General features: G+C 68.2%; 19 protein-coding genes. 9 read left to right on the top strand and 10 right to left on the bottom strand.

Going from position 1 to position 20,412, the window contains the following annotated elements; translation table 11 throughout:
* Positions 1 to 3: 3 nt before the first annotated feature.
* Genes Rhe02_RS42165 through Rhe02_RS42180 form a run of 4 tightly spaced genes read right to left on the bottom strand, consistent with a single transcriptional unit; the run spans position 4 to position 4,211 of the window.
* Positions 4 to 459, bottom strand: coding sequence for a DUF4396 domain-containing protein (locus tag Rhe02_RS42165; RefSeq protein WP_203914140.1), 456 nt, complete (start codon positions 457 to 459; stop codon positions 4 to 6).
* Between the two features lie 15 nt (positions 460 to 474).
* Positions 475 to 2,394 (bottom strand): MMPL family transporter, encoded by a 1,920-nt coding sequence (locus Rhe02_RS42170; protein ID WP_203914141.1) that lies wholly within the window; start codon positions 2,392 to 2,394, stop codon positions 475 to 477.
* 60 nt (positions 2,395 to 2,454) lie between these two features.
* Positions 2,455 to 3,105, bottom strand: coding sequence for a response regulator (locus Rhe02_RS42175; protein WP_203914142.1), 651 nt, complete (start codon positions 3,103 to 3,105; stop codon positions 2,455 to 2,457).
* On the bottom strand, positions 3,102 to 4,211 hold the full coding sequence (locus Rhe02_RS42180; RefSeq protein ID WP_203914143.1) for a sensor histidine kinase: 1,110 nt from the start codon (positions 4,209 to 4,211) through the stop codon (positions 3,102 to 3,104). Before Rhe02_RS42180 ends, Rhe02_RS42175 begins: the two co-directional genes overlap by 4 nt.
* Before the next feature lie 74 nt (positions 4,212 to 4,285).
* On the opposite strand from Rhe02_RS42180, the gene Rhe02_RS42185 reads away from it, so the two are divergent.
* Positions 4,286 to 4,828, top strand: a complete 543-nt coding sequence (locus Rhe02_RS42185) for a GNAT family N-acetyltransferase (protein ID WP_203914144.1) — start codon at positions 4,286 to 4,288, stop codon at positions 4,826 to 4,828.
* Here the strand turns inward: Rhe02_RS42185 and Rhe02_RS50275 are convergent.
* The 3 genes from Rhe02_RS50275 to Rhe02_RS42210 form a co-directional block, all read right to left on the bottom strand.
* Positions 4,806 to 7,514 carry an AfsR/SARP family transcriptional regulator gene (locus tag Rhe02_RS50275; protein WP_239124405.1) on the bottom strand — a complete coding sequence of 903 codons (2,709 nt, stop codon included), beginning with the start codon at positions 7,512 to 7,514 and terminating at the stop codon, positions 4,806 to 4,808. The two genes, Rhe02_RS42185 and Rhe02_RS50275, sit on opposite strands and share 23 nt — an antisense overlap.
* Positions 7,453 to 10,317 (bottom strand): AfsR/SARP family transcriptional regulator, encoded by a 2,865-nt coding sequence (locus Rhe02_RS42205; protein ID WP_203914145.1) that lies wholly within the window; start codon positions 10,315 to 10,317, stop codon positions 7,453 to 7,455. The genes Rhe02_RS50275 and Rhe02_RS42205 overlap by 62 nt, the downstream gene beginning before the upstream one ends.
* 150 nt (positions 10,318 to 10,467) lie before the next feature.
* Positions 10,468 to 11,304, bottom strand: coding sequence for an alpha/beta fold hydrolase (locus Rhe02_RS42210; RefSeq protein ID WP_203914146.1), 837 nt, complete (start codon positions 11,302 to 11,304; stop codon positions 10,468 to 10,470).
* A gap of 23 nt (positions 11,305 to 11,327) precedes the next feature.
* On the opposite strand from Rhe02_RS42210, the gene Rhe02_RS42215 reads away from it, so the two are divergent.
* Positions 11,328 to 11,756 (top strand): GNAT family N-acetyltransferase, encoded by a 429-nt coding sequence (locus Rhe02_RS42215; protein ID WP_203914147.1) that lies wholly within the window; start codon positions 11,328 to 11,330, stop codon positions 11,754 to 11,756.
* 25 nt (positions 11,757 to 11,781) lie between these two features.
* Here the strand turns inward: Rhe02_RS42215 and Rhe02_RS42220 are convergent, their stop codons facing one another.
* The gene (locus Rhe02_RS42220; protein WP_203914148.1) at positions 11,782 to 12,015 is read right to left on the bottom strand and encodes a hypothetical protein; all 234 of its coding nucleotides are present in this window, start codon (positions 12,013 to 12,015) and stop codon (positions 11,782 to 11,784) included.
* Between Rhe02_RS42220 and Rhe02_RS42225 the strand changes: the two genes are divergently transcribed.
* The gene (locus tag Rhe02_RS42225; RefSeq protein WP_203914149.1) at positions 12,002 to 12,628 is read left to right on the top strand and encodes an ArsR/SmtB family transcription factor; all 627 of its coding nucleotides are present in this window, start codon (positions 12,002 to 12,004) and stop codon (positions 12,626 to 12,628) included. The genes Rhe02_RS42220 and Rhe02_RS42225 overlap by 14 nt on opposite strands.
* Positions 12,629 to 12,641: 13 nt before the next feature.
* On the opposite strand, the gene Rhe02_RS42230 is transcribed toward Rhe02_RS42225, so the two are convergent.
* Entirely contained in the window at positions 12,642 to 14,624 is a 1,983-nt protein-coding gene (locus tag Rhe02_RS42230) for an AfsR/SARP family transcriptional regulator (protein ID WP_203914150.1), read from the bottom strand.
* 109 nt (positions 14,625 to 14,733) lie between these two features.
* Between Rhe02_RS42230 and Rhe02_RS42235 the strand changes: the two genes are divergently transcribed.
* Positions 14,734 to 15,600, top strand: a complete 867-nt coding sequence (locus Rhe02_RS42235) for a M23 family metallopeptidase (protein WP_203914151.1) — start codon at positions 14,734 to 14,736, stop codon at positions 15,598 to 15,600.
* Positions 15,601 to 15,646: 46 nt separating this feature from the next.
* Here Rhe02_RS42235 and Rhe02_RS42240 read toward each other — a convergent pair whose 3' ends face one another.
* Positions 15,647 to 16,408 (bottom strand): IclR family transcriptional regulator, encoded by a 762-nt coding sequence (locus tag Rhe02_RS42240; RefSeq protein WP_239124403.1) that lies wholly within the window; start codon positions 16,406 to 16,408, stop codon positions 15,647 to 15,649.
* 35 nt (positions 16,409 to 16,443) lie between these two features.
* Between Rhe02_RS42240 and Rhe02_RS42245 the strand changes: the two genes are divergently transcribed.
* From Rhe02_RS42245 to Rhe02_RS42265, 5 genes are all read left to right on the top strand, one after another.
* Positions 16,444 to 17,109, top strand: coding sequence for a bifunctional 4-hydroxy-2-oxoglutarate aldolase/2-dehydro-3-deoxy-phosphogluconate aldolase (locus tag Rhe02_RS42245; RefSeq protein ID WP_239124404.1), 666 nt, complete (start codon positions 16,444 to 16,446; stop codon positions 17,107 to 17,109).
* Entirely contained in the window at positions 17,109 to 18,206 is a 1,098-nt protein-coding gene (locus Rhe02_RS42250; protein ID WP_203914153.1) for a sugar kinase, read from the top strand. Before Rhe02_RS42245 ends, Rhe02_RS42250 begins: the two co-directional genes overlap by 1 nt.
* 64 nt (positions 18,207 to 18,270) lie before the next feature.
* A complete protein-coding gene (locus Rhe02_RS42255) occupies positions 18,271 to 19,125 on the top strand; it encodes a fumarylacetoacetate hydrolase family protein (protein ID WP_203914154.1) in 855 nt (284 codons plus the stop codon).
* On the top strand, positions 19,115 to 19,852 hold the full coding sequence (locus Rhe02_RS42260; RefSeq protein WP_203914155.1) for an SDR family NAD(P)-dependent oxidoreductase: 738 nt from the start codon (positions 19,115 to 19,117) through the stop codon (positions 19,850 to 19,852). Before Rhe02_RS42255 ends, Rhe02_RS42260 begins: the two co-directional genes overlap by 11 nt.
* A gap of 28 nt (positions 19,853 to 19,880) precedes the next feature.
* Complete coding sequence (locus Rhe02_RS42265) at positions 19,881 to 20,237, top strand: hypothetical protein (RefSeq protein ID WP_203914156.1); 357 nt, start codon at positions 19,881 to 19,883, stop codon at positions 20,235 to 20,237.
* Positions 20,238 to 20,412 lie beyond the last annotated feature (175 nt).

The following is a 20,412-nucleotide window of genomic DNA, read 5'->3' on the forward strand; positions in this document are numbered from 1 at the left end:
ATGTTAATGGTGCGAGTGATGTTCGTGTACCACGGCATGGCCCCGCCCGCGCGAGATCAGCCACCGGTTCACCGGAACCGTGACCACGAAGGCTACGGCCAGCGAAAACGCGAGGCTGGCCCAGAAGAGCCAACTTGTCAGCCCAGCTTCCATCGCGCCCGGGATTCCCAGCATGACCGCGTTGTCCACAATCTCCATAACCGCGATCGAAACCGTGTCGGCGGCGAGCGCCACCCTGACCGCCTGCCCGAAGGGCACGCCCGAACGCAGCACCGGCCGGATCGTCAATGAGTAACCGAAGAAGAACGCCAGCACGATCGACAGCGCCACGGTGGCCCCGTTGGACCAGCCCAAGGCGGTGCCGATGACCATGCCGAGCACCTCACCGATGGCGCAGCCGGTGAGGCAGTGCAAGGTCGCCGACACCGCCAGTTTCGTCAGCTCGGACTTTTCCCGCATCCGGTCACTATACCCCTATGGGGTACGACCGCCGCCTCGCCGGCCGAGGTCGAGCACCAGGGCCGGGACCAGAAGGGTGCGCACCACGAACGTGTCCAGCAGCACGCCGATCGCGACCAGCACCCCAAGCTGCATCATGAAGACGATCGGCATCACGGTGAGCACCGCGAAGGTCGCGGCCAGCACCAGGCCCGCGCTGGTGATGACGCCACCGGTGACCGCGAGCGCCTTCGGCATGCCATCTTCGCGAGCCCGCACCATCAGGAAGATGGTGTAGTCGACGCCGAGCGCGACGAGGAAGAGAAAACCGTTCAGCACCACCGACTTGTCGAGCGTGGGAAAGCCGATCAGGTGGAAGATCGCGGCGGAGACGCCCAGCGCGGCCCCGAACGAGAGCACGACGCTGCCGAGCAGGAGGAGCGGCGCGACGAAGGCGCGCAGCAGCACGATGAGCACCCCGAGCACGATGACCAGGATCAGCGGAATGACCAGTCGCAGATCGCGATCCATAGTGGAATCCTGGTCCAGCCGCTGGGCGGTGCTCCCACCCACCAGCGCCGCGGGATCGATAACCCTGACCGTCTCGCGGATCCGCTTTACGGTCGCCTCCGCTTGCTGTCCGCCGGGATCGTCGCTGAGAACCACTTTGAGGCCGGTCCACCCGTCGCCTTGCTCCGGCTCCTCGACGTGGTCGACCCCGGGCAGGGCGGCGATCTGTGAGGCTGCTTGCTTTGCGGCAGGCGTGGGCAGGTAGACCTGGGCTGGTTCGCTCGAGCCGGCCGGGTAGTGCGCGGCCAGCAGCTCGAAGCCGGCCACCGACTCCGGCTTGGTGGTGAACGAGCCGGCCTCGCGCAGGCCCACCGAAAGCGTGGTGGCACCGAGGCTTGCCGCGGCCAGCCCCAGCGCCGTGACGATCCAGACGGCGCGGGCGTGGCTGGTGACGAAGGCGGCGATGCGTCCCCACATCCCGAAGCTTGCCTTGCCCCGCTTCGGAATCGAGGGCCAAAACACCCATCTTCCGCCCAGCAGGATCAGAGCGGGCAGCAAGGTGGTCATCGCGAGCAGGGCGCAGGCGATGCCGATCGCCGCCACCGGGCCGAGGCCGCGGGTCGAGTTCAGGTCGGCGAAGACCAGAGCCAGCAGCGCGAGGATGACCGTGGTCGCCGACGCCGCGATCGCCGGCAGGCTGCGACGCAGCGCGCTGGCCATGGCCGCGGGACGATTTTCGTTGCGCTGCAGCTCTTCCCGGTACCGGGAGATGAGCAGCATGGCATAGTCGGTGCCCGCGCCGAAGACCAGGACGGTGAGGATGCCCGCGCTCTGCGGATCGACCACAAGACCAAGATGTTTGGACAGCCCATAGACGATGGCGGTCGCCAGCTGGTTGGCCAGGGCCACCGAAATAAGCGGCAGCAACAGCAGCACCGGGCTGCGATAGGTGAGCAGAAGCAGCACGGCCACCACGGCGACCGTGACCAGAAGCAGAGTGGTGTCCAGCGAGTCGAAAGCCTTGTCGAAATCGGCCTCGGCGGCCGGGCGGCCGGTCACCTTCGTCGTCAGCCCGCCTGCAACGGCGGCCTGCGAGCGCACGTGATCGAGCGACTGGGCGGCGGTGAAGGGAAGCACGAGCATGAGCGCCTTGCCGTCGTCGCTCGGGAGCGGGCCCTGGGCGCCAAGTTCGGCGGCGCGTGCGGCCACCGCATCGCGGTCGGCGTCGGTCAGGCCGGTGTCACGGGCATAGACGATCAGGAGATCCTCGGGTTCGTCCGAGCTGAACTCCTTGTCCGCCAAGTCGATCGCCCGGGTCGACTCGGCGCTGGCCGGCAGCCAAGCCCGAACGTCGTTGGACTCCACCTCGGTCAGCGAACCGGACAACAGGAAGGTCAGCGCGGCCACCAGCAGCCAGGCGCCAAGGGCGGGCCATTTGTATTTCATGCGGCACAGGCTCGCCGGGAAGGCCGGTCGCGCGCGTCAGCGGCACAACGTAGTCGCCGGCTACGCCGGGAGGTGCAGCCCCGACTGGTAGGCGATGACGACAAGCTGCGCCCTGTCGCGGGCCCCCAGCTTGATCAGAGCCCGGCTCACGTGGGTGCGCACGGTGGCCGGGCTCACCAGCAGCGTGGCCGCAATCTGGTCATTGGACAGGCCGGTCGCCACCCAGCCCACGATTTCCAGCTCGCGTTCGGTGAGCAGATGCAGATCGGGGTGGGGCTTGCGGCTCGGGCCGGGCGCGGCGGCGACGCCGAAACGCTCGATCACCCGCCGGGTCACGGCCGGCGACAGCAGCGAGTCGCCCGCCGCCACCACCCGGATCGCGCGCAGGATGTCGGCCGGGTCCGCGTCCTTGGTCAGGAAGCCGGACGCTCCGGCGCGCAGCGCTTCGAACACGTACTCGTCCAGCTCGAAGGTGGTCAGGATGATGACCCTGGTCGGCGGCTGGACCCGCCTGAGCACTTCGAGACCATCCAGGCGCGGCATGCGTACGTCGAGCAGCACCACGTCGGGCACGTGCGCCTCGATCAGCGCGAGCCCGGCCACGCCGTCCTCTGCTTCGCCGACTAGCTCCAGATCCGTTTCTACCTCGATGAGGGTACGAACACCGAGCCGCAGCAACGCCTGATCGTCCACCACCGCGACCCGAATCATGCTGCCGCGATTTCGTAGGGGAGGACCGCTTTCACCTCGAAGCCCGACCGGCCCGGTCCGGCCTGCACCGAGCCGCCCAAGGCCTGGGCCCGCGCGGCCATGCTCGCCAATCCCGACCCGCCGGGCCCGATCGGGCCGCCCGCGCCGTCATCGAGCACCGACAGGCTCACCCGGCCCGGCTGGTAGGCGACGGTGACACAGGCCCGTTTCGCCCCGGCATGGCGGACCACGTTGGTCAGCGACTCCTGCACTATCCGGTACCCGGTGAGGTCCACTGTGGACGGAATCCCGGCCCTCTCTCCGGTCACCGTCAGCTCGGTGGTGAGCCCGTCGACCCGGGTGGCCGCAAGCAGGCTCGGCAAGGCGGCCAGGCCGGGCCCATCGCCGTGCAGCAGCGCCGATCGCAGCTCGTCCAGCGCACCCGAGCTGGCGGTGCGGATGGCGCGCAACGACTCGGCCACCCGCTCCGGCCCCGGCTGCTTGCTCAGCACGTGCAGGGCGGCCCCCGCGTTCATGCTGATGACGGCGAGGCTGTGCCCGACCACGTCGTGCACCTCCTGGGCGAGCCGGAGGCGTTCCTGATAGATGTGGCGGCTGCGCTCCTCTTCCAGCGCCCGCGCGATGGCGTGCCGCTGGCTGCGCACGGCTATCCCCATGGCCAGCGGGCACAGCAGCCACAGGGCGGTGGTGACGGCGGCGAAGGTGAGCGAGTCGGGCTCCGTCTCGCCCCAGAGCGACCAGGGAATGTGGGCGAGCAGCAGCAGGGCGACCGCGATGACTGCGTAGCGGGTTCTGGACCAGGCCGCCATCGAGTAGATCGCGATCATGACGTAGAAGAAGATCGGGCCGTAGGGGTAGCTGAGATAGATCCACGCGACCGTGCAGGCGAATGTCCCGGCGAGGGCGAGACCGGGCAGTTTGCGCCGCGCCACCAAGGCAAGCGCCCCGATTACCAGCAGCACGTAGGCCGTCGAGTCGATCGGGGTCATGTCCGTTTGGTCCCGTCCGGCCGCCACCGACCCGGCGATCGTGACCACCCCGACCGCCAGCGCGAAGACGGCGTCGGTCAACAGGGGTGGGCGGCTCTGCCAGCGGATCGGCGACACATCGCGACTCTACGCAGGTGCGCGTCGCGTCGCGTCGGTTGGCTGACGTACGCAGGTTTGCGTAGCCTGGCGGCATGCTTGCCCTTGACCTTGGTGGCGGCGCCGAGCTGCGCGCGCTGGAGCCGTGGAATGCCGACGAGTTCGCCGCCCACGTGGCCCAGGCCCGCGACCACCTCAAGCCCTGGATCCCTTTCGCGTCAAGGGTTGTCGATGCGCAAACAGCGCGGGACCTGTTGCAGCGCTTCGCCGACAAGCAGGCCCACGATGAGGGCCGTCTCTACGGCATCTGGATCGACGGCGTGCTCAGCGGCGGGACCCTCTTCAAGACCTTCGACAGCGTCGGCGGAGTTTGCGAGATCGGCGTCTGGCTCGCGCCGCAGGCCCAGGGCCGGGGACTGATCAGCGCCACCGCCCGCTTGATGATTGACTGGGCGTTCCGCGCGCGCGGCATGCACCGGGTGGAGTGGCACACCGATCCGCTCAACGAGCGCAGCAAAGCGGTGGCCAAGCGGCTCGGCTTCACCTACGAGGGCACGCACCGGTCCGACTTCGTCATCAACGGCGAACGCCACGACAGCGAGGTGTGGTCTCTGCTCAGCTCTGACCCCCGGGCATAGCCAGCTCCCGCACCCGGGCCAGCAAATCCTCGCGCACCTGGCCCAGCTCTCGGTAAATCACGATCGCCTCGTGCCAGGCCCGGCCCGCCTCCGCGCACCGGCCGGCCTCGCGGTAGATGTCGCCGACCGACACCAGGTTGCCGGCCACATAGAGGGGCCGGTTCACCTTGCGGTACAGCGCTATCGACTCTTCGAATTCGTCGATCGCCTCGGGCAGCCGGCCCAGGCGGTGGTGGGCGAGGCCGACCGTGGAAACCGCGGCCGCCACGCCGTAGGGGCTGTCCATCTCACGAAGCATGGCAAGGGCCATCCCTCCCGTGCGAAGCGCTTCCTCGTAGTCGCCAAAGTGGTTGGCACACATGGCGATGGCGTTGAGCGCGTCGGCCTCGCCCGACCGGTAGCCGCACTGCCGCGCCAGCTCGAGCGCTTGGTTGGCGTAGCGCAAAGCCCGCTTGGCATCGACCGATTCCAGCAAGGAATTCATATCCAGACACATCAGAGCTTGCTCCGCGATGAGACCTTCCTGGGCGTAGGCGTCGATGGCCAATTCGGCATGTCTGATGCCGTCGTCCAGCCGTCCTCGAAAATGGGCGGCAAGCGATAGATATCGATGGCCGCTGCCGCGGCCATGTGCCTCGCCCGTCCTGGTACCCGCCGCGATAGCGGCCTCGCTGATCCGCTCCAGCTCCGCCCATCGGGACTGGCGAGTGGCGAAATCGGAGATGCCCCAGGCGATCCGCCACACGTAGCCGTCCGCTCCGGCCTCGATCGCCTGCTCCATCACCCCGCACAGCGCCGAGAATTCCGCAGCGAACCAGCCGAGGGCCTCCTGCGCCGTGGCGATGTCCACACCGTGCAGGTCCGCGGGCTGCTGCGGCATGGGGACCGGGAGGCGCACCTTGTTCATGAGCAGCGCGGCATCCCGGGAGCTGTGCAGGTAGTGGTCCAGTAGGCGCTGACGTGCCGCGGCCCTGCTCTCCGGCGGATCGAGGCGGGCCACCAGCTCGGTGGCGTAGGCGCGCAACAGATCGTGGGTGCTGAAGCGCTCCGGCCCGACCTCGGTGAACAGCTGGGCCTCCACCAGCTCGGCGAGCGCGTCGGCGGCCTGTGCCAGCGTGAGGTGGGCGAGGTCGGCGACGGTGGGCAGGGCGATGTCCGGCCCCGGATGAAGCGCGGACAGGCGGAACACCAAGGCGGCCAACGGGCTTAGCGCGTCGTAGGACCAGGAGAACACGGCGCGGACATCGACCAGCGGGTCATCGTCGCGCAAGGCGTCCAGGCCAGCGACCAGGGAAGCGAGTGCGGTCTCCGGATGGATCAGAGCTCGCGCCGCCATCACCGCCAGCGCCAGCGGAAGTCCGGCGCAGCTGCGCACAATCCGATGCGCCGCTTCGGGCTCGGCGTTCAGCCGGGCCTGGCCCAGGCGCACCGCGAGCAGCTGCCAGGACTCGCTCTCGCTCAACAGCCGTAGCGTCAGCGGATAGGCGCCTTCCGCCGCCACCAAACCGGTGAGTGGACTGCGGCTGGTCAGGACGGCCAGGCATGGCCCGGCCCCGGGAAGCAGCGGCCGGACATGGGCGGCGTCCAGGACATTGTCCAAGACGATGAGCATGCGGCGACCGGTGAGCAGGCTGCGGAACAGCGCCGCCTGCGCCTCGACATCGGCCGGGATCTGGCCGGCGGCGACGCCGAGGGCGCCTAGGAAGGCCTGCAGCACCTCCGATGGTGGCACCGCCGGGGCCGACGGATCGAAGCCGCGCAGGTTGGCGTAAAGCTGGCCGTCCGGAAAGTGATGCGCCACCCGGCGTCCCCAGTAAAGCGCCGTCGCGGTCTTGCCGACGCCCGCTGTCCCGGTCACGACGACGACCGTGACCGGGTCCTCGCCGTCGCGGGTGTCCAGGACGCAGTGCAGCTGTTCAAGTTCGCCGCCGCGACCGGTGAAGCCGCGCGGAACCAGGGGCAGCTGAGCGGGGACCGCCGGCCGCACGGCCGTGACCGGGACCGGCCGAGGGTCGGCGGTCAGCTCGGGATCGTTGAGCAGCATCCGTTCGTGCAGCTGCTGAAGCTCAAGCCCGGGCTCGACGCCTAGCTCCTCGACCAGCTGCTGGCGCAGCTGGCGGTATTCGGCCAGGGCATCGGCTTGGCGGCCGCTGCGATAAAGCGCGAGGATCAGTTGCTCGCGCAGCTTCTCCAGGAACGGGTTGGCGACCGTGGCCGGGGTCAGCCATCCGATGATGTCGGCGTGGTGCCCGAGCCGCAGCTCGATGTCGGCGAGGCGCTCGATGGTGTGCAGGCGTGCCTCGTCGAGCTGACGCGCCCGGCTGGCGATGTGGACGCAGCCGACGATGTCGGCGAAAGCGTTGCCCCGCCACTGTTCCAGAGCCATCGCGTAGAGCCGGCTCGCCTCCGCCAGGTCCTGCCGGTCGTCGGCGTGCCCGGCCTGGCGCACCAGATCGGCGAAGAGGGCCGAATCCACCTCCGCGTTGTCAAGCGCGATCCGGTACCCGGTCGGACCGCGTGGCACCTGATCCTCACCGAGAGCGCGGCGCAGCCGGTGCACGTATATCTGCAGGGTTTTGCGCGCGGTGGGTGGCGGCTGGCCGTCCCAGAACGCCTCCAGCAGACTATCGATGGGGATGGGCTGGCCGGGTTGGCAGAGCAGGATCGCCAGCAGCCGGCGGAGCATCGCGGTCGGCAGCTCGACCGCCCGTCCATCCAGATGCACCAGCAGCGGACCGAGCACACCGAACCGCAACATCCCATCTCCCGTCGTCGTCCGTGGTGGTGTGATGAATCTCAAGGGCTTCCTGCTGCGCCTGGCGCGCCTTGTCGAACTCGCCCCAGGCCAGGTAGAGGTCGCCGAGCTCGACCAGGCGCTCCGCGAGATGGCGTCGCCTACCGGTCTTGCGGAGGATGGCGATCGCCATTCCGTAGGCCCAGCCCGCCCGCCGGCTGTGGCCCAGGTGGTAGCGGGCCATGCCGATGGTGGCCCACGCCGCTGCGACGCCGTGGTCGTCCTCCAGCACGGTGTGCCAGGCCAGGGCTTGCTTGCCGTAGTGCAGCGCCGCCGGATAGTCCCCGGCTTTGAGGTAGGAGGTGCCGATCCCGTTGAGGGCGGTGGCTTCTCCCCGCAAGTACTGAGCCCGCCGGGACAGTTCCAGCGCCTCGCGGGCCGGTGCCGCCGGGCACTTGCCCGACTTCGCGAAAAGCACACTCATATCGTTGTATAGCAACGCTTGCTCGGCGATCAGATCCGCCTTGGAGAACTCGTGCAGGGACAGGTGGTACCACTGCTCGCTCAGCTCCAGCTGGTCCTGCGCCGCGCAGGCCGCACCCAGGTAGCGGTAGGCGTAACCCCTTCCGTGCCGGTCACCGGCCCGCTCGGCCGCTTCCAGCGCCTGCCGGCTGATCCGCTCCAGCATCCGCCAGCGCGACTGCCTTACGGCGAAGTCACTTATGGCCCAGGCGATTCGCCACGCGTGGCCGTCCAAATCGGACTCCAATGCCAGCTCGATCGTGCGGCAGATGGTGGCGTGTTCGGCCGCGAACCACTCCAGGGCGGCGGCCGCCGAGGCGAACTCGATCCCGGTGGTGTGCGCGGGACGTGGCGGAAGCGGAACGGGCAGCCTGCCCCGGTTGAGCGCCAGCGAGGCATCGCAGGCGGCGTACAGGTAGTGGTCGAGCAGCCTTCGCCGTGCCCGGCCGAGCTCGTCATCGGGCTTCGCGGCCAGCTCGGCGGCATAGGAGCGCATCAGGTCGTGCATGGCGAAGCGTCCCGGCGCGGCCTCGACGAACAGCTGCGCCGCCACCAGCTCGAGCAGCGCGCCGCCGGCCCGGTCGGGGGAGAGCTGGGCGAGATCGGCGACGGTTTCGATCGCTATCTCCGGGCCGGGGTGGACGGCCGACAGGCGGAACACCAAAGCGGCGGACGGGGTCAATGCCTTGTAGGACCACGAGAAGACGGCGCGTACATCGGTGAGTGGATCGTCGTGGCTGAACGCGTCGAGGCCGTCAGCGAGCGTAGCGAGCGGTTGCTCGGAGTCGATCTGGGCGCGCGCCGCGATGACCGCCAGCGCCAGCGGCAGCCCTGCACACCGCTGGACGATTTGGCGCACGGCGTCGGGCTCGGCATCCAGACGCCGCTGACCGAGACGGGCGGAAAGCAGCTGCCGTGAGCGCTCCTCGGTGAGCGGACCCAACGCGATCGGGTGTGCGCCCTCCATGGCGACCAAGCCGGTCAGCGCGGTGCGGCTGGTCAGCAGTACCAGATTGGCGCCCGTGCCGGGCAGCAGCGGGCGCACCTGCGCCGCGTCGAGCACGTTGTCGAGCACGATGAGCATCTCGCGGCCGGCCAGCAGGCTGCGCAACAACGCCGTCTGCGCCTCAACCTCCGTCGGCACCCGGTCCGGCGTAATGCCAAGCGCGCCAAGGAATCCGCGCAGGACATCGGCCGGTGACACCACCGCTGCGGCCGGGTCGAAGCTGCGCAGGTTCGCGTAAAGCTGACCGTCAAGGAAACGGTGGGAGATCCGGTGCGCCCAATGCAGCGCGGTAGCCGTCTTGCCCACTCCGGCCATGCCGATCAGCGCCACGACGGTGACGCCTTGCCCACGAGCGCCGGCGGTCAGCAGCATGTCCAGCTGCTCCAGCTCGCGGAAGCGGCCGATGAAGCCGGGCGGCGGCGGTGGCAGCTGTGCCGGAATCGGAGGGCCAACCGGGGCCAGCCCGGAGGGACTTCGGTCGGCAAGCAACTCCGGATCGTTGTGCAGCATCCGCTCCTGCAACAGCTGTAGCTCAGCGCCCGGCTCGACGCCCAGATCGTCGACCAGCTGCTGATGCAGGCGCCGGTATTCGGCGAGCGCGTCGGCCTGACGCCCGCTGCGGTAGAGCGCGACGATGAACTGACCACGAAGCTGCTCAAGGTACGGGTTGGCGGCGGCGGCCGGGGCGAGCCAGCTAAGAATCTCGTTGTGTCGATCCAGCCGAAGCTCGATCTCGGCATAGCGCTGAAGGAACTGCACGTGCTGCTCGTCGAGCCGGTGGGCGTGGTTGACCACGACGTGGGCGCTGCCCGGGATGTCGGCAAAGGCGTTGCCGCGCCACAGCTCCAGCGCGCGGCCGTAGAACCGGCTCGCCTGCGACAGCGCGCCCCTTTGCGTGGCTTCGCCGGCAGCCCGTACCAGATCGGCGAAGATCATAAAGTCCACTTCCGCGTGCTCAAGCGAGAGCGTGTAACCGGTCGGGCCGCGCAGCACCCGCCCGTCACCCAGCACGCGCCGAAGCCGATGCACATAGATCTGGAGGGTCTTGCGGGCCGAGGGCGGGGGCTGGCCCTCCCACAGGGCATCCAGCAGAAGATCGATGGCTATCGGCTGGCCCGGCTGGCACAGCAGGATCGCCACGAGCCGGCGCAGCATCGCTGTTGGCAGGTCGATTGGCTGCTCATCGCGGGTGACAAGCAATGGACCGAGCACAGCGAATCGCAGCATCCCGCCTCCCCCTAGTCGCCCAAGTGATGGTCACCATCATGCAGCTTCTATGCAACCGAATTCGGGCACGATACGCCCGGGGCCGTGCGGGGTGCCGGCGCATGGGCGCCAGACGGGGGCGCACCGCCCGGCCCCGCCTCCGCGCACGGTTCAGGCGACGCTCCGGACCCGGTCCAGGATCGCGTCGATGGTGGCCTGCGGGGCCTGATCCGGGATCCAATGGCTGATGCCATCGAGCTCGATAAGACGGTAATCCCCGGTCACGAATTCCTTGGTGGCTTCTGCGCCGGTGCGGCCCAGGGCGACGTCGCCGTTGCTCCAGAGCAGGGTGGTCGGCACCGCCACCGGTCCAGGCTGTGGCGACAGTCGTTGAATCGCCGCTGTGTACCAGGTCAGCGCCGCACGCAAGGCGGCCGGCTCCCGCATCGGCGCGACATACCGCTCCACCTGTTCCTCGGTCATCCCGCTGCCTAGGTAGAGCGCGCGCAGCCGGATGGCATCGTCTTCCAGCAGCAGCGGAACAGCCTTCTCGAGATCGGCGAAGACGAACATGTACGACGACCGGGAACGCTGGCCGGACTCGGGATCGCGCATGGCCTTGGACAGGGCCTGCCCGTGCGGCACGCTGATCGCGGTCAGGGTGCGGACGCGTTCCGGCGCGGTGGAAGCCAGCAGCCACGCGACCGCGGCACCCCAGTCGTGGCCGACCAGATGGAAGCTCGAATGCCCGAGGGCGTCCATTATGGACACGACGTCGGCCACGCATTCGGAAAGCGCGTAGGCGGCCGGCTCGACCGGGCGGGCGCCCGGCGAATAGCCGCGCTGGTTTATCGCGATCGTGCGCAGCCCGGCCTCGTGCAGCGCGGGAACGATCGCCTCCCACTGGCCCGAGTGTTGCGGAAACCCGTGCAGCAGCACAATTGGCATGCCATCTTCGGGACCGCCCTCAAATACGTCGAACTCAAAGCCACGGGCACTTACCAGCATGTGGCGCAGCCTATCCTGACCTGATGATCGAATTAACGGATCAAGTGGGGGCAGATCGACTTGACCAGCTGATGGAGCTGTTCGCCGGGCAATGGTGGACGGCCGGCCGCCGCCGCGATGAGGTCGAAGACATGCTGCGCGGATCGAGTCTCGTCTTCGCGCTTATCGACACCTCAATTGATCGCCTCGTCGGCTTCGCGCGCGTTATTACCGACGGTGTCTACTTGGCGATGGTACTCGACGTGATCGTGCCGGAGGATAGGCGCGGAACCGGTCTAGGCCGGACCTTGCTCGACTCGATTATCAATCATCCGCAGGTGGGTAGTGTCCGCAGTGTGGAACTGATCTGCCAGCCCAATCTTGTGCCTTTTTATCAGCGGTGGGGCTTCACCGACCAGGTTGGACAGTCGCGGCTAATGCGGCGGACGTCGGATTCCGTGTTGACCTCTTGACATTGCGTAATTGCCAAAAAATACTTCACTGATCCCCGCAGCCATAATTCCTCACCTCGGTCGCAAGATGGGTCAGCCCCTCATCTTCTCCCTCAGGATCACTTAGTACTTCTACGAATGTAACGGTGCTCGTCTCCGCGATTACCTCAGGTAGCGGGGTGGCGATCGCGCTCATTGCAATGAAGACGGCGGCCGCTTTTGCGGCATGCTGACCTGGCATGTCTATTCCCTCTATCGGATAAAGTATGGCGATCGGCATTCTCAGTATGGTGAATGATGAAGATCTGTCAATGAAAGTACGGGGAAGCATGGCGGATATAGTGATTGAGCGCGTCATTGATGACGTCTCGATGTTGAAAGCACTCGCAGATCCCATCCGGATGACATTGCTCGATCTGACCATGGGCCAACCCGACCGCACCTGGACAGCGCGCGAGCTGGCCGCCCAGGTGGGGGTGCTGCCCACCAACGTCTACTACCACCTGAACATGCTTGAGCGCCATGAGCTGTTGCAGGTGCGGGACACCCGTGTCGTCAACGGCATCATCGAAAAGCATTACGGGGCGGGCCAATACAGCGTGACGTTCCATCGCCGTGCCGGAGACGGTGGCGACGAGACCCGTGAGCTGGTGTTGCAGGCGATCGACAAGGTTCGCGACGACATCCACGACGGGCTCAAGATGGAATCGATGACGATGAGCCCGGATGCGCCCGACTCCGAGCGGATGATGGTGAGCACCGGGCTGGTGCACATCCCGGAGGACCAGATCGCCGGCTTCCGCGCCGAGCTGATCCAGATGGTGACGCGCTACGAGCGCGCCTCGCGCAACGCCTGCCGGTTCACGGTAATGGTTGCCATCTATCCGAGCTGAAAGTCTTTCTCTGTCACGATGTGGTGACCGTGGCCTGCAGACGCCGGGCCTCGTCAAGGTAGGCGCCGCTTAAACTGTCGCGCCCGGCTTCTCGGTGCAACTCGCCCAGCCGCCGGGCGCACTTTGCCTGTGCGCGGCGGTCGCCGATGCGTTCGAAGATCTCCAGCGCGGCCGTGAGCCGGCCCACCGCCGCGTCTATCGGCTCCAGCTCGGCCAGGTCGGTGAGACAGTAGGCCTGTCCGTGGGCGTCGCCCAGGGAACCGAAGCGCTCCAACGCTTCGGAGAGCTTCGCATGCCCCGACTCGGCGTCGCCCTTGCGCAGCATGCTCACGCCAAGATGATGGGTGAGGTGGGCGACCCGATGGTGATCGTCCAATGCGGACGCCATCTCCAGCCCCTTGTTGAGCGCCTTCGCGGCCCCGGCCAGATCCCCCCGGGCCAGCAGGGCTTGCCCCAGGGAACCGTGCGCGAAGGCCTGCCCGCGCAGATCGCCCGCCTCCACGTACGAGGCGAGCACCTGACGGAAGCAGGCGTAGGCCTGGTCAAGCTCACCGCGCAGGCGCAGCACCGTCCCGAGACCGGCCAGAGCGCCGGCCTCGCCGCAGTCGTTGCCGAGCCGGGCGAAAAGAAGCCGGGACCGGCCGAAGGCCTCCGCCGCGGCGTCGTAGTGATCGCGGTAAACATGCAGCTGGCCGAGCCCGCGCAGGGTGGTGGCCTCGCCGAGAAGGTCACCGGTGGAACGGCACGAGATCAGCGCCACCGAATGGGTCTTCTCCCACTCGGCGGTGTGCCCGCCCAGATCGCACCAGGGGACCAGGGCGTGCGCGATCTCCCAGGCCAGATCGGAGCGGCCCAGATCGGCGGCCAGCTGCACGGCACGCTCCAGGGCGCAAAGCTCGGAAGCGAACCACTGCAACGCATCCCGTTGCGCCAGCGGCACCGCCCGCCGCGGCGCGACGGCCACCCCCGGCCCGAAGACCTGCGCCGGCAACATGTGCGCGGCCTGCTCGGCCAGGAAGAGATAGCCGCTGAGAACCCGGATCAATGGCTGGTCGGACTGATCGCCCGGCAGATCGGCGGCGAGCAGGTTGACCAGCGCGGGCACGGTATAGCGGTCTTCGGAGTTGCGGCGCAGCAACCTCGCCTGGACAAGCGTTTCCAGCAGATCATCGGCGTGCGGGCGATCGAGCAGCGCCGCCGCGACCCACTCCGGGGTGGCCGGCATCGCCAATTTCGCCAGCCCGCGCAACAGGGTGGCGGCGTCGTGGTCGAGCCGCTCCACCCCGGCCGGAGCCTCGGTCAGCAGCTCCCGATGCAATCGGCGCAGCGGCTCACCCGGCTCGATGCCAAGCTCGGTGGCGAATATGCGGCGCGCTTCCGAGTACCCAGAAAGTGCTTCTGCTCGTTGGCCGGTGGCGGCAAGAGCCCGGACCAGAAGGAACCAGCCCTCCTCCCACAACGGGTCCTCATCGACCAGGGCGCGCAGATCAGGCAGCGCGTCGCGGGCGCGATCGGCGTCGATCAGCAAGCGTGCCCGGGTCTGCCGGGCGGTGCGCCGGCGGCGAAGCAGGCCCTCCAGATGGGTGTTCCACGCCGGGGAGGCGGGCAGATCCTCGATCGGATCGCCCCGCCACATCGCCAGCGCCTCCTCCACCTCACTGAGCACGTCCCCGGCCGCCAGCCGATCGAATCGTTGCAGGTCAAGCTCGCCTTCGCGCAGGTTCAGCCGGTAGCCCGGGGTGCGCGTCTCCAACCGCTCCGGGCCAAGCTGCGCCCGCAGCCCACTGATATAGGTCTGCACATTGGCGTGGGCCGAGCGGGGCCGGTCAACGGGCCACAACACCTCGACAAGCTGGTCAACGGAGACGGCGCGGCGGTGGTGCAGCACCAGCGTGGCCAGCAGCATCCGCGGCTTCACACCGCCCAGCGCCGTTGGCACACCGTCTATCAGGAGCTCCAACGGACCCAGAACCCGCAGCTCCAGCCCGTCAGCCATGCCCATCAGACTATCTCTTGTAGACCGTTTGTAGAGGACGTGTTGTCCGTTGGTTGAAGCTGGCCGCGTCGCGCAGCTCAGTCCCATCCACCGTAGAAGGGATATCTATATGCGGCTAACTGTCCTTCGAGCCTTGGCGGCCGTGGCACTCGGCGTCACCAGCACGACGCTCATCGCCAATCCGGCCCAGGCGGCGCCCGCCTTCCAGCTGCCGTTCCCCTGCAGCCAGACCTGGGGTGGCAACAGCAGCGGGAGCAGCGCCCATGTCTCGTGGGAGATCGATTTCAACCGCGGCTCCACGGCCACGGCCGACCTTGGCGACACCGTCCTCGCGGCGGCCGGCGGCACGGTGGTGGTCTCGGCGCACCAGGGTTCGGTGAACGGCTATGGAAATCTCATTGTCATTGACCATGGGGGCGGGTACTTCACCTACTACGCGCATTTGGACAAGCGTGCGGTGTCCTCGGGTCAGTCGGTCCTGCGCGGGCAGGCGATCGGCGCGGTCGGCAACACGAGCAAGCCGGGTAACGGGATCTCGCCGCACCTGCATTACGAGGTGCGCTACCCGACCCGGTCGCAATCGGACATCATCCGCGCGGTCTTCAACGGCACCACCTTCCCTTACAACGTCGGCAACGTCACGAGCCACAACTGCGCCAGCTCCTACGACCCGGCGGCGGAGTGCGGCGCGGGGTTCGAGATGACCGACTCGGTCAAGCTGGGCAGCGCGGGCACGGCGAACCTGCTGTGGAAGGGCTCGACCAGCCAGAACTGTGCCATCACTCTGAAGTTTGCCAACGTTGGCACCCCGACGGCGACGAGCGCGTTCCTCGAACCGCAAGGGGCGAGCCGAACTACCGACTCGGGCAGCTTCTCGTACTACGCCGGGCCGGTAATCCGGACCGCACCAACCTGTGTCAAGTGGGGTGGGAGCACCGGCGGTTCCAGCTATACCTCGCCGTTTGAGCACTGCTGATCCGGCCGGCTGACTCGCCGCGTCCCTACGCTGGGGCCGCGGCGGGTCAGGGCAGGAGGTGGGCGGCGGCTTGCAGGTGGGCGGCGTGGCGATGCAGGTCGGCGACGATGTCGGCGGCGGTGGTGTCGCGCATTCGGGCCAGCGGGACGGAGACGCTGATCGCGTCCACCGCGGGCTTGCGCAGCGGCACCGCGACGGCCAGGCACATGATGCCCTCCGTGTTCTCCTCACGATCCTCGGCCCAGCCGTGCTCGCGTACCCGGGCCAGGTCCGCGTGCAGCGCTTCGGGCGTGGTGAGGGTGTGCGGGGTGAGGCTGGGCAAGGGCCAGTCGAGCAGGCGGTCGACCTCGGCGTCGGGACGCTGGGCCAGCAGCGCCTTGCCCAGCGCGGTGGCGTGCGCGGGCAGGCGGCGGCCGATGGCGCTGAAAAGCCTTAGCGGATGCGCTGATTCGCGTTTCGCTATGTAAACGACGTTCGGCCCGTCGAGCCGTCCCAAGTGGACAGTCTCGCCGAACCGCTCGGCAAGCGCGTCCAGCGTCGCGCTGACCAGGCCTAGCGTGTCGTCGCTGTCCAGATAGGCCGCGCCGACCTGAAGGGCGCGCACGCCAAGGCCGAAGCGGGTGCCGGTGGCATCGGTCTCGACCCAGCCGCGCTGGGTCATGGTGCGCAGCAGGCCGTGCAGGCTGCTCTTGGGGATGTCCAGTTCGCGGGCGAGCTCCACCAGCCCGCGGGGGCCGCCCGCGGCCAGCGCCTCCAACAGCTCCAGGGTCCGGTCGGCGGACTTCACCGGCGGGCGCGCCTCGTTCATTGCCATCCCCTTCGTCGGCCCATAGGATCACATACGTGACCACAGTTCACCAACATGAACACTCATCTGACAACATCACCACGCTGCTGGCCGGTGACCGCCTGCTGCCGGTGATCATCCTTCCCGATGCCGACCAGGCCGAGCCACTGGCTGCCGCAATCGCCGCGGGCGGGCTGCACTCAATCGAGGTAACGCTGCGCACTCCAAGCGCCCTCGACTCGATCAAACGCCTCGCGGCCTCGTCGGACCTGGTCGTCGGGGCCGGCACGGTGCTGACCCCGGAGCAGGCCGAGCGCGCGGTCGAGGCGGGCGCCCGCTTCGTGGTGTGCCCCGGTTTCAGCGCCGCCGTCGTGCGCCGTTGCCAGGAGCTGAGCGTCCCGGTCTTCCCGGGCGTCGCCACCCCGACCGAGATCCAGATGGCGCTGGAGGCGGGGCTCACCACCGTGAAGTTCTTCCCCGCCGAGCAACTCGGCGGCGCGCCGATGGTCAAGGCCCTCTCCGCCCCGTTCCCGGGCGTCCGCTTCGTGCCCACCGGCGGCGTCACCACCGCCAACCTCGCGGCTTACCTTGCGCTCCCGGCTGTGCTCGCCGTCGGCGGCACCTGGATGGTCGCGGCCGACCTGCTGGCTGCCGGGGACTACGCCGAGATCACCCGCCGTACCGCCGCCGCGGTCGCCGCCACCCGAGAAGGGGGAGCCTGATGCCGATCGTCGCTCGCGCGGCCGAGCAATGCCGCTATGACCTGGTCTCGCTCGGCGAGGTGATGCTGCGGCTCGACCCGGGCGAGGGCCGGGTGCGCACCGCCCGCTCATTTCGCGCCTGGGAGGGCGGCGGGGAATACAACGTGGCCCGCGGGCTGCGCCGCTGCTTCGAAATGCGCACCGCCCTGGTCAGCGCGTTCGCCGATAACGAGGTGGGCCGGCTGCTGGAGGATCTGATCCTCACCGGCGGCGTGGACACCTCGCTCGTGAAGTGGGTTCCCTACGACGGCATCGGCCGCACCGTACGCAACGGCCTCAACTTCACCGAGCGCGGCTTCGGCGTGCGCGGCGCGGTCGGCGTTTCCGACCGCGGCCACACCGCTGCGGGCCAGCTGCGCCCCGACGACATCGACTGGGAGCACCTGTTCGGCACGCTGGGGGTGCGCTGGTTCCATACCGGAGGCATTTACGCCGCGCTGTCGGATACCACGCCCGACGTGATCGAGGCGGCGATGGCCGCGGCCCGGCGCCACGGCACCGTCATCTCGTACGACCTCAATTACCGGCCGAGCCTGTGGAAGGCGATCGGCGGCAAGGCGCGGGCGCAGGAGGTCAACCAGCGATTGGCCCGGTACGTGGACGTGATGATCGGCAACGAGGAGGACTTCACCGCCAGCCTCGGCTTCGAGGTGCCCGGCACGTCCGAGGACCTGTCCGACCTGGCGGCCGAGAACTTCGAGAAGATGATCGGCGAGGTCGTGCGGGAGTACGACAACTTCAAGGTCGTCGCCACCACGCTGCGCACGGTGCACAGTGCGACGGTCAACGATTGGGGCGCGGTGGCCTGGAGCCGGGACGGTTTCGCCCACGCCACGCACCGCCCCGGCCTGGAGATCCTGGACCGGGTCGGCGGCGGCGACAGCTTCGCCAGCGGCCTGATCTACGGCCTGCTCACCACGGGTGACCTGGCCCGCGCCGTCGAGTACGGCGCCGCCCACGGGGCGCTGGCGATGACCACGCCGGGCGACACCTCCATGGCCACCCGCTCCGAGGTGGAGGCTCTCATGTCCGGCGGCTCTGCCCGCGTCCAGCGCTAATCCCGGCTGACGGAAAGCCGTTCTATCTAGCGGAACGGCTTTCCGCCAACTAGGCTCTCTCAGCGTGAAACTGCTGCGCGTAGGACCCGCCGGAGCGGAACGCCCGGTGCTTCAAGACCGAGACGGCAAGCACTTCGACCTGACGCCGATCGTCGCCGACATCGACCCAGCGTTCTGGGCGCAAGGCCCGGCGCTGGTCGGCCAGGCTCATGCGGAAGGTCGCTTGGCCGAGATTGACATCGCCGGTCAGCGGATCGGGGCGCCGGTCAGCCGTCCCGGCTCGATCCTTTGTATCGGCCTGAACTACGCGGCCCACGCGGCCGAGTCCGGCGTCGCCAACCCGGCCGAGCCAGTGCTGTTCTACAAGGCCGCCAACACCGTCACCGGGCCGTTCGACGACGTGATGATTCCGCGCGCCAGCCAGAAGACCGACTGGGAGGTCGAGCTGGCGATCGTGATTGGAAAGACGGCACGTTATCTCGACTCACCCGAGGCGGCGCTGGCTTGCGTCGGCGGCTACACCATCAGCAATGACCTCTCCGAGCGCGAGTTTCAGCTGGAGCGCTCGGGCGGCCAGTGGTCAAAAGGCAAGAGCTGTGAAGGTTTCAACCCGCTCGGGCCGTGGCTCGTCACCGCCGACGAGGTCAGCCCGCAGGAGCTTGGCCTTCGCTCGTGGGTCAACGGCGAAGCGCGCCAAGACTCCTCCACCGCCGACATGATCTTTGGGGTGGCCCACCTGATCTGGCATCTTTCCCAGTTCACTGTTCTCGATCCGGGCGACGTCATCAACACCGGTACGCCTGAAGGCGTTGGCCTGTCGGGACGATTCCCCTATCTCAAAGCCGGCGATGTCGTCGAGCTGGAGATCGACGGCCTGGGCCGCCAGCGCACGGTCTTCGGGGCCAGCGATGCTCGATAACCTTGTGGTAGCTGTCACCGGCGGCGGTTCCGGCATCGGAATGGCTGCGTGCCAAGCGTTTCTGGGTAAGGGAGCGCGGGTTGCCGTGCTCGATCTGCAGCCGGGCGAGTGGGCGGAGGCGCTGCCCGTGCGGGCCGACGTTGCCGACCAAGCCTCCATGGACGCGGCGATGCTCGCGGTAGCGGAACGTTATGGCGGCATCGATGTGCTCATCAACAATGCCGGAATCTCAGCGGTCGGCACCGTGGAGGAGAACTCCGACGCGGAGTGGGCCAGGGTGCTCGACATTAACGTTATGGGCATCGTGCGCGGGACAAAGGCAGCCCTGCCATATCTACGCCGCAGCACGCGTGCCGCGATCGTCAACACCTCTTCGATCGCCGCTACCGCCGGGCTGCCCAAGCGGGCGCTCTACTCCGCCTCCAAGGGCGCCGTGCACGCGCTGACCCTCGCCATGGCCGCGGATCTGGTGGCAGAAGGCATAAGGGTCAACATGGTCGCACCTGGAACCGTTGACACGCCTTGGGTCGAGCGGCTGCTGTCGCGCACAGAGGATCCAGCCGAAGAGCGACGACGCCTCGAAGCCCGCCAGCCCACCGGCCGCCTCGTCACCGCGCAGGAGGTGGCGGCCGCAATGCTTTACCTAGCAAGCCCCGCGGCCGGCGCCACCACCGGCATCACGCTGCCCGTCGACGGCGGCATGTCCGGGCTGAGACTGGTGCGGTAAAGGCGCAGGACGCCGCTACCATGTGCGGGTGACCGAACAGCGAAGCGCCATGGGGCGTTTGGCCGGCGACGGAAAATGGCCGGCCTTCGCCGGCGTCGGGTTGGGGCTGTTCGGTCATCTGTTAGCCATCGCGGCGGTGCTGGGCCTTGCGCTATGGATGGGCGGCGGCGATGCCGACGCCGACCTGGACTCCGGCGGCCGGTTTGCCGTCATGTACGGCATGCTCTGCTTGTATGTGGTGATGCAGGTACTCCTGGTGTTCGGCATCAGCATCGTCTCGGAGTTCGGTGGCCGAAGCTGGAGCAGGGGAGTGTTCGCCGGGTGGTACCTCGGGTGGGCGCTGACGATCGGTGGGGTAGTCGCCCTTTTCAACAGCGTTCCGTAATCGCGCAAGCATGTGCGGGCCGGCGCCGCAGGCGCCGAGGGTGACCCAGCACGGAGGTGGCGTTGCCGCCGGGAGATACGGCGGGTGACCACGACGCTGCGGCGCAGAAAGAACCAGAAGGAACGCAGAAAGTGCGAGCGGCGGGAAAGCCCTGGGAGACAGATGTTTTCGCGCA

Origin of the sequence: Rhizocola hellebori (assembly GCF_016862955.1) — a bacterium.
Taxonomy (GTDB): domain Bacteria; phylum Actinomycetota; class Actinomycetes; order Mycobacteriales; family Micromonosporaceae; genus Rhizocola; species Rhizocola hellebori.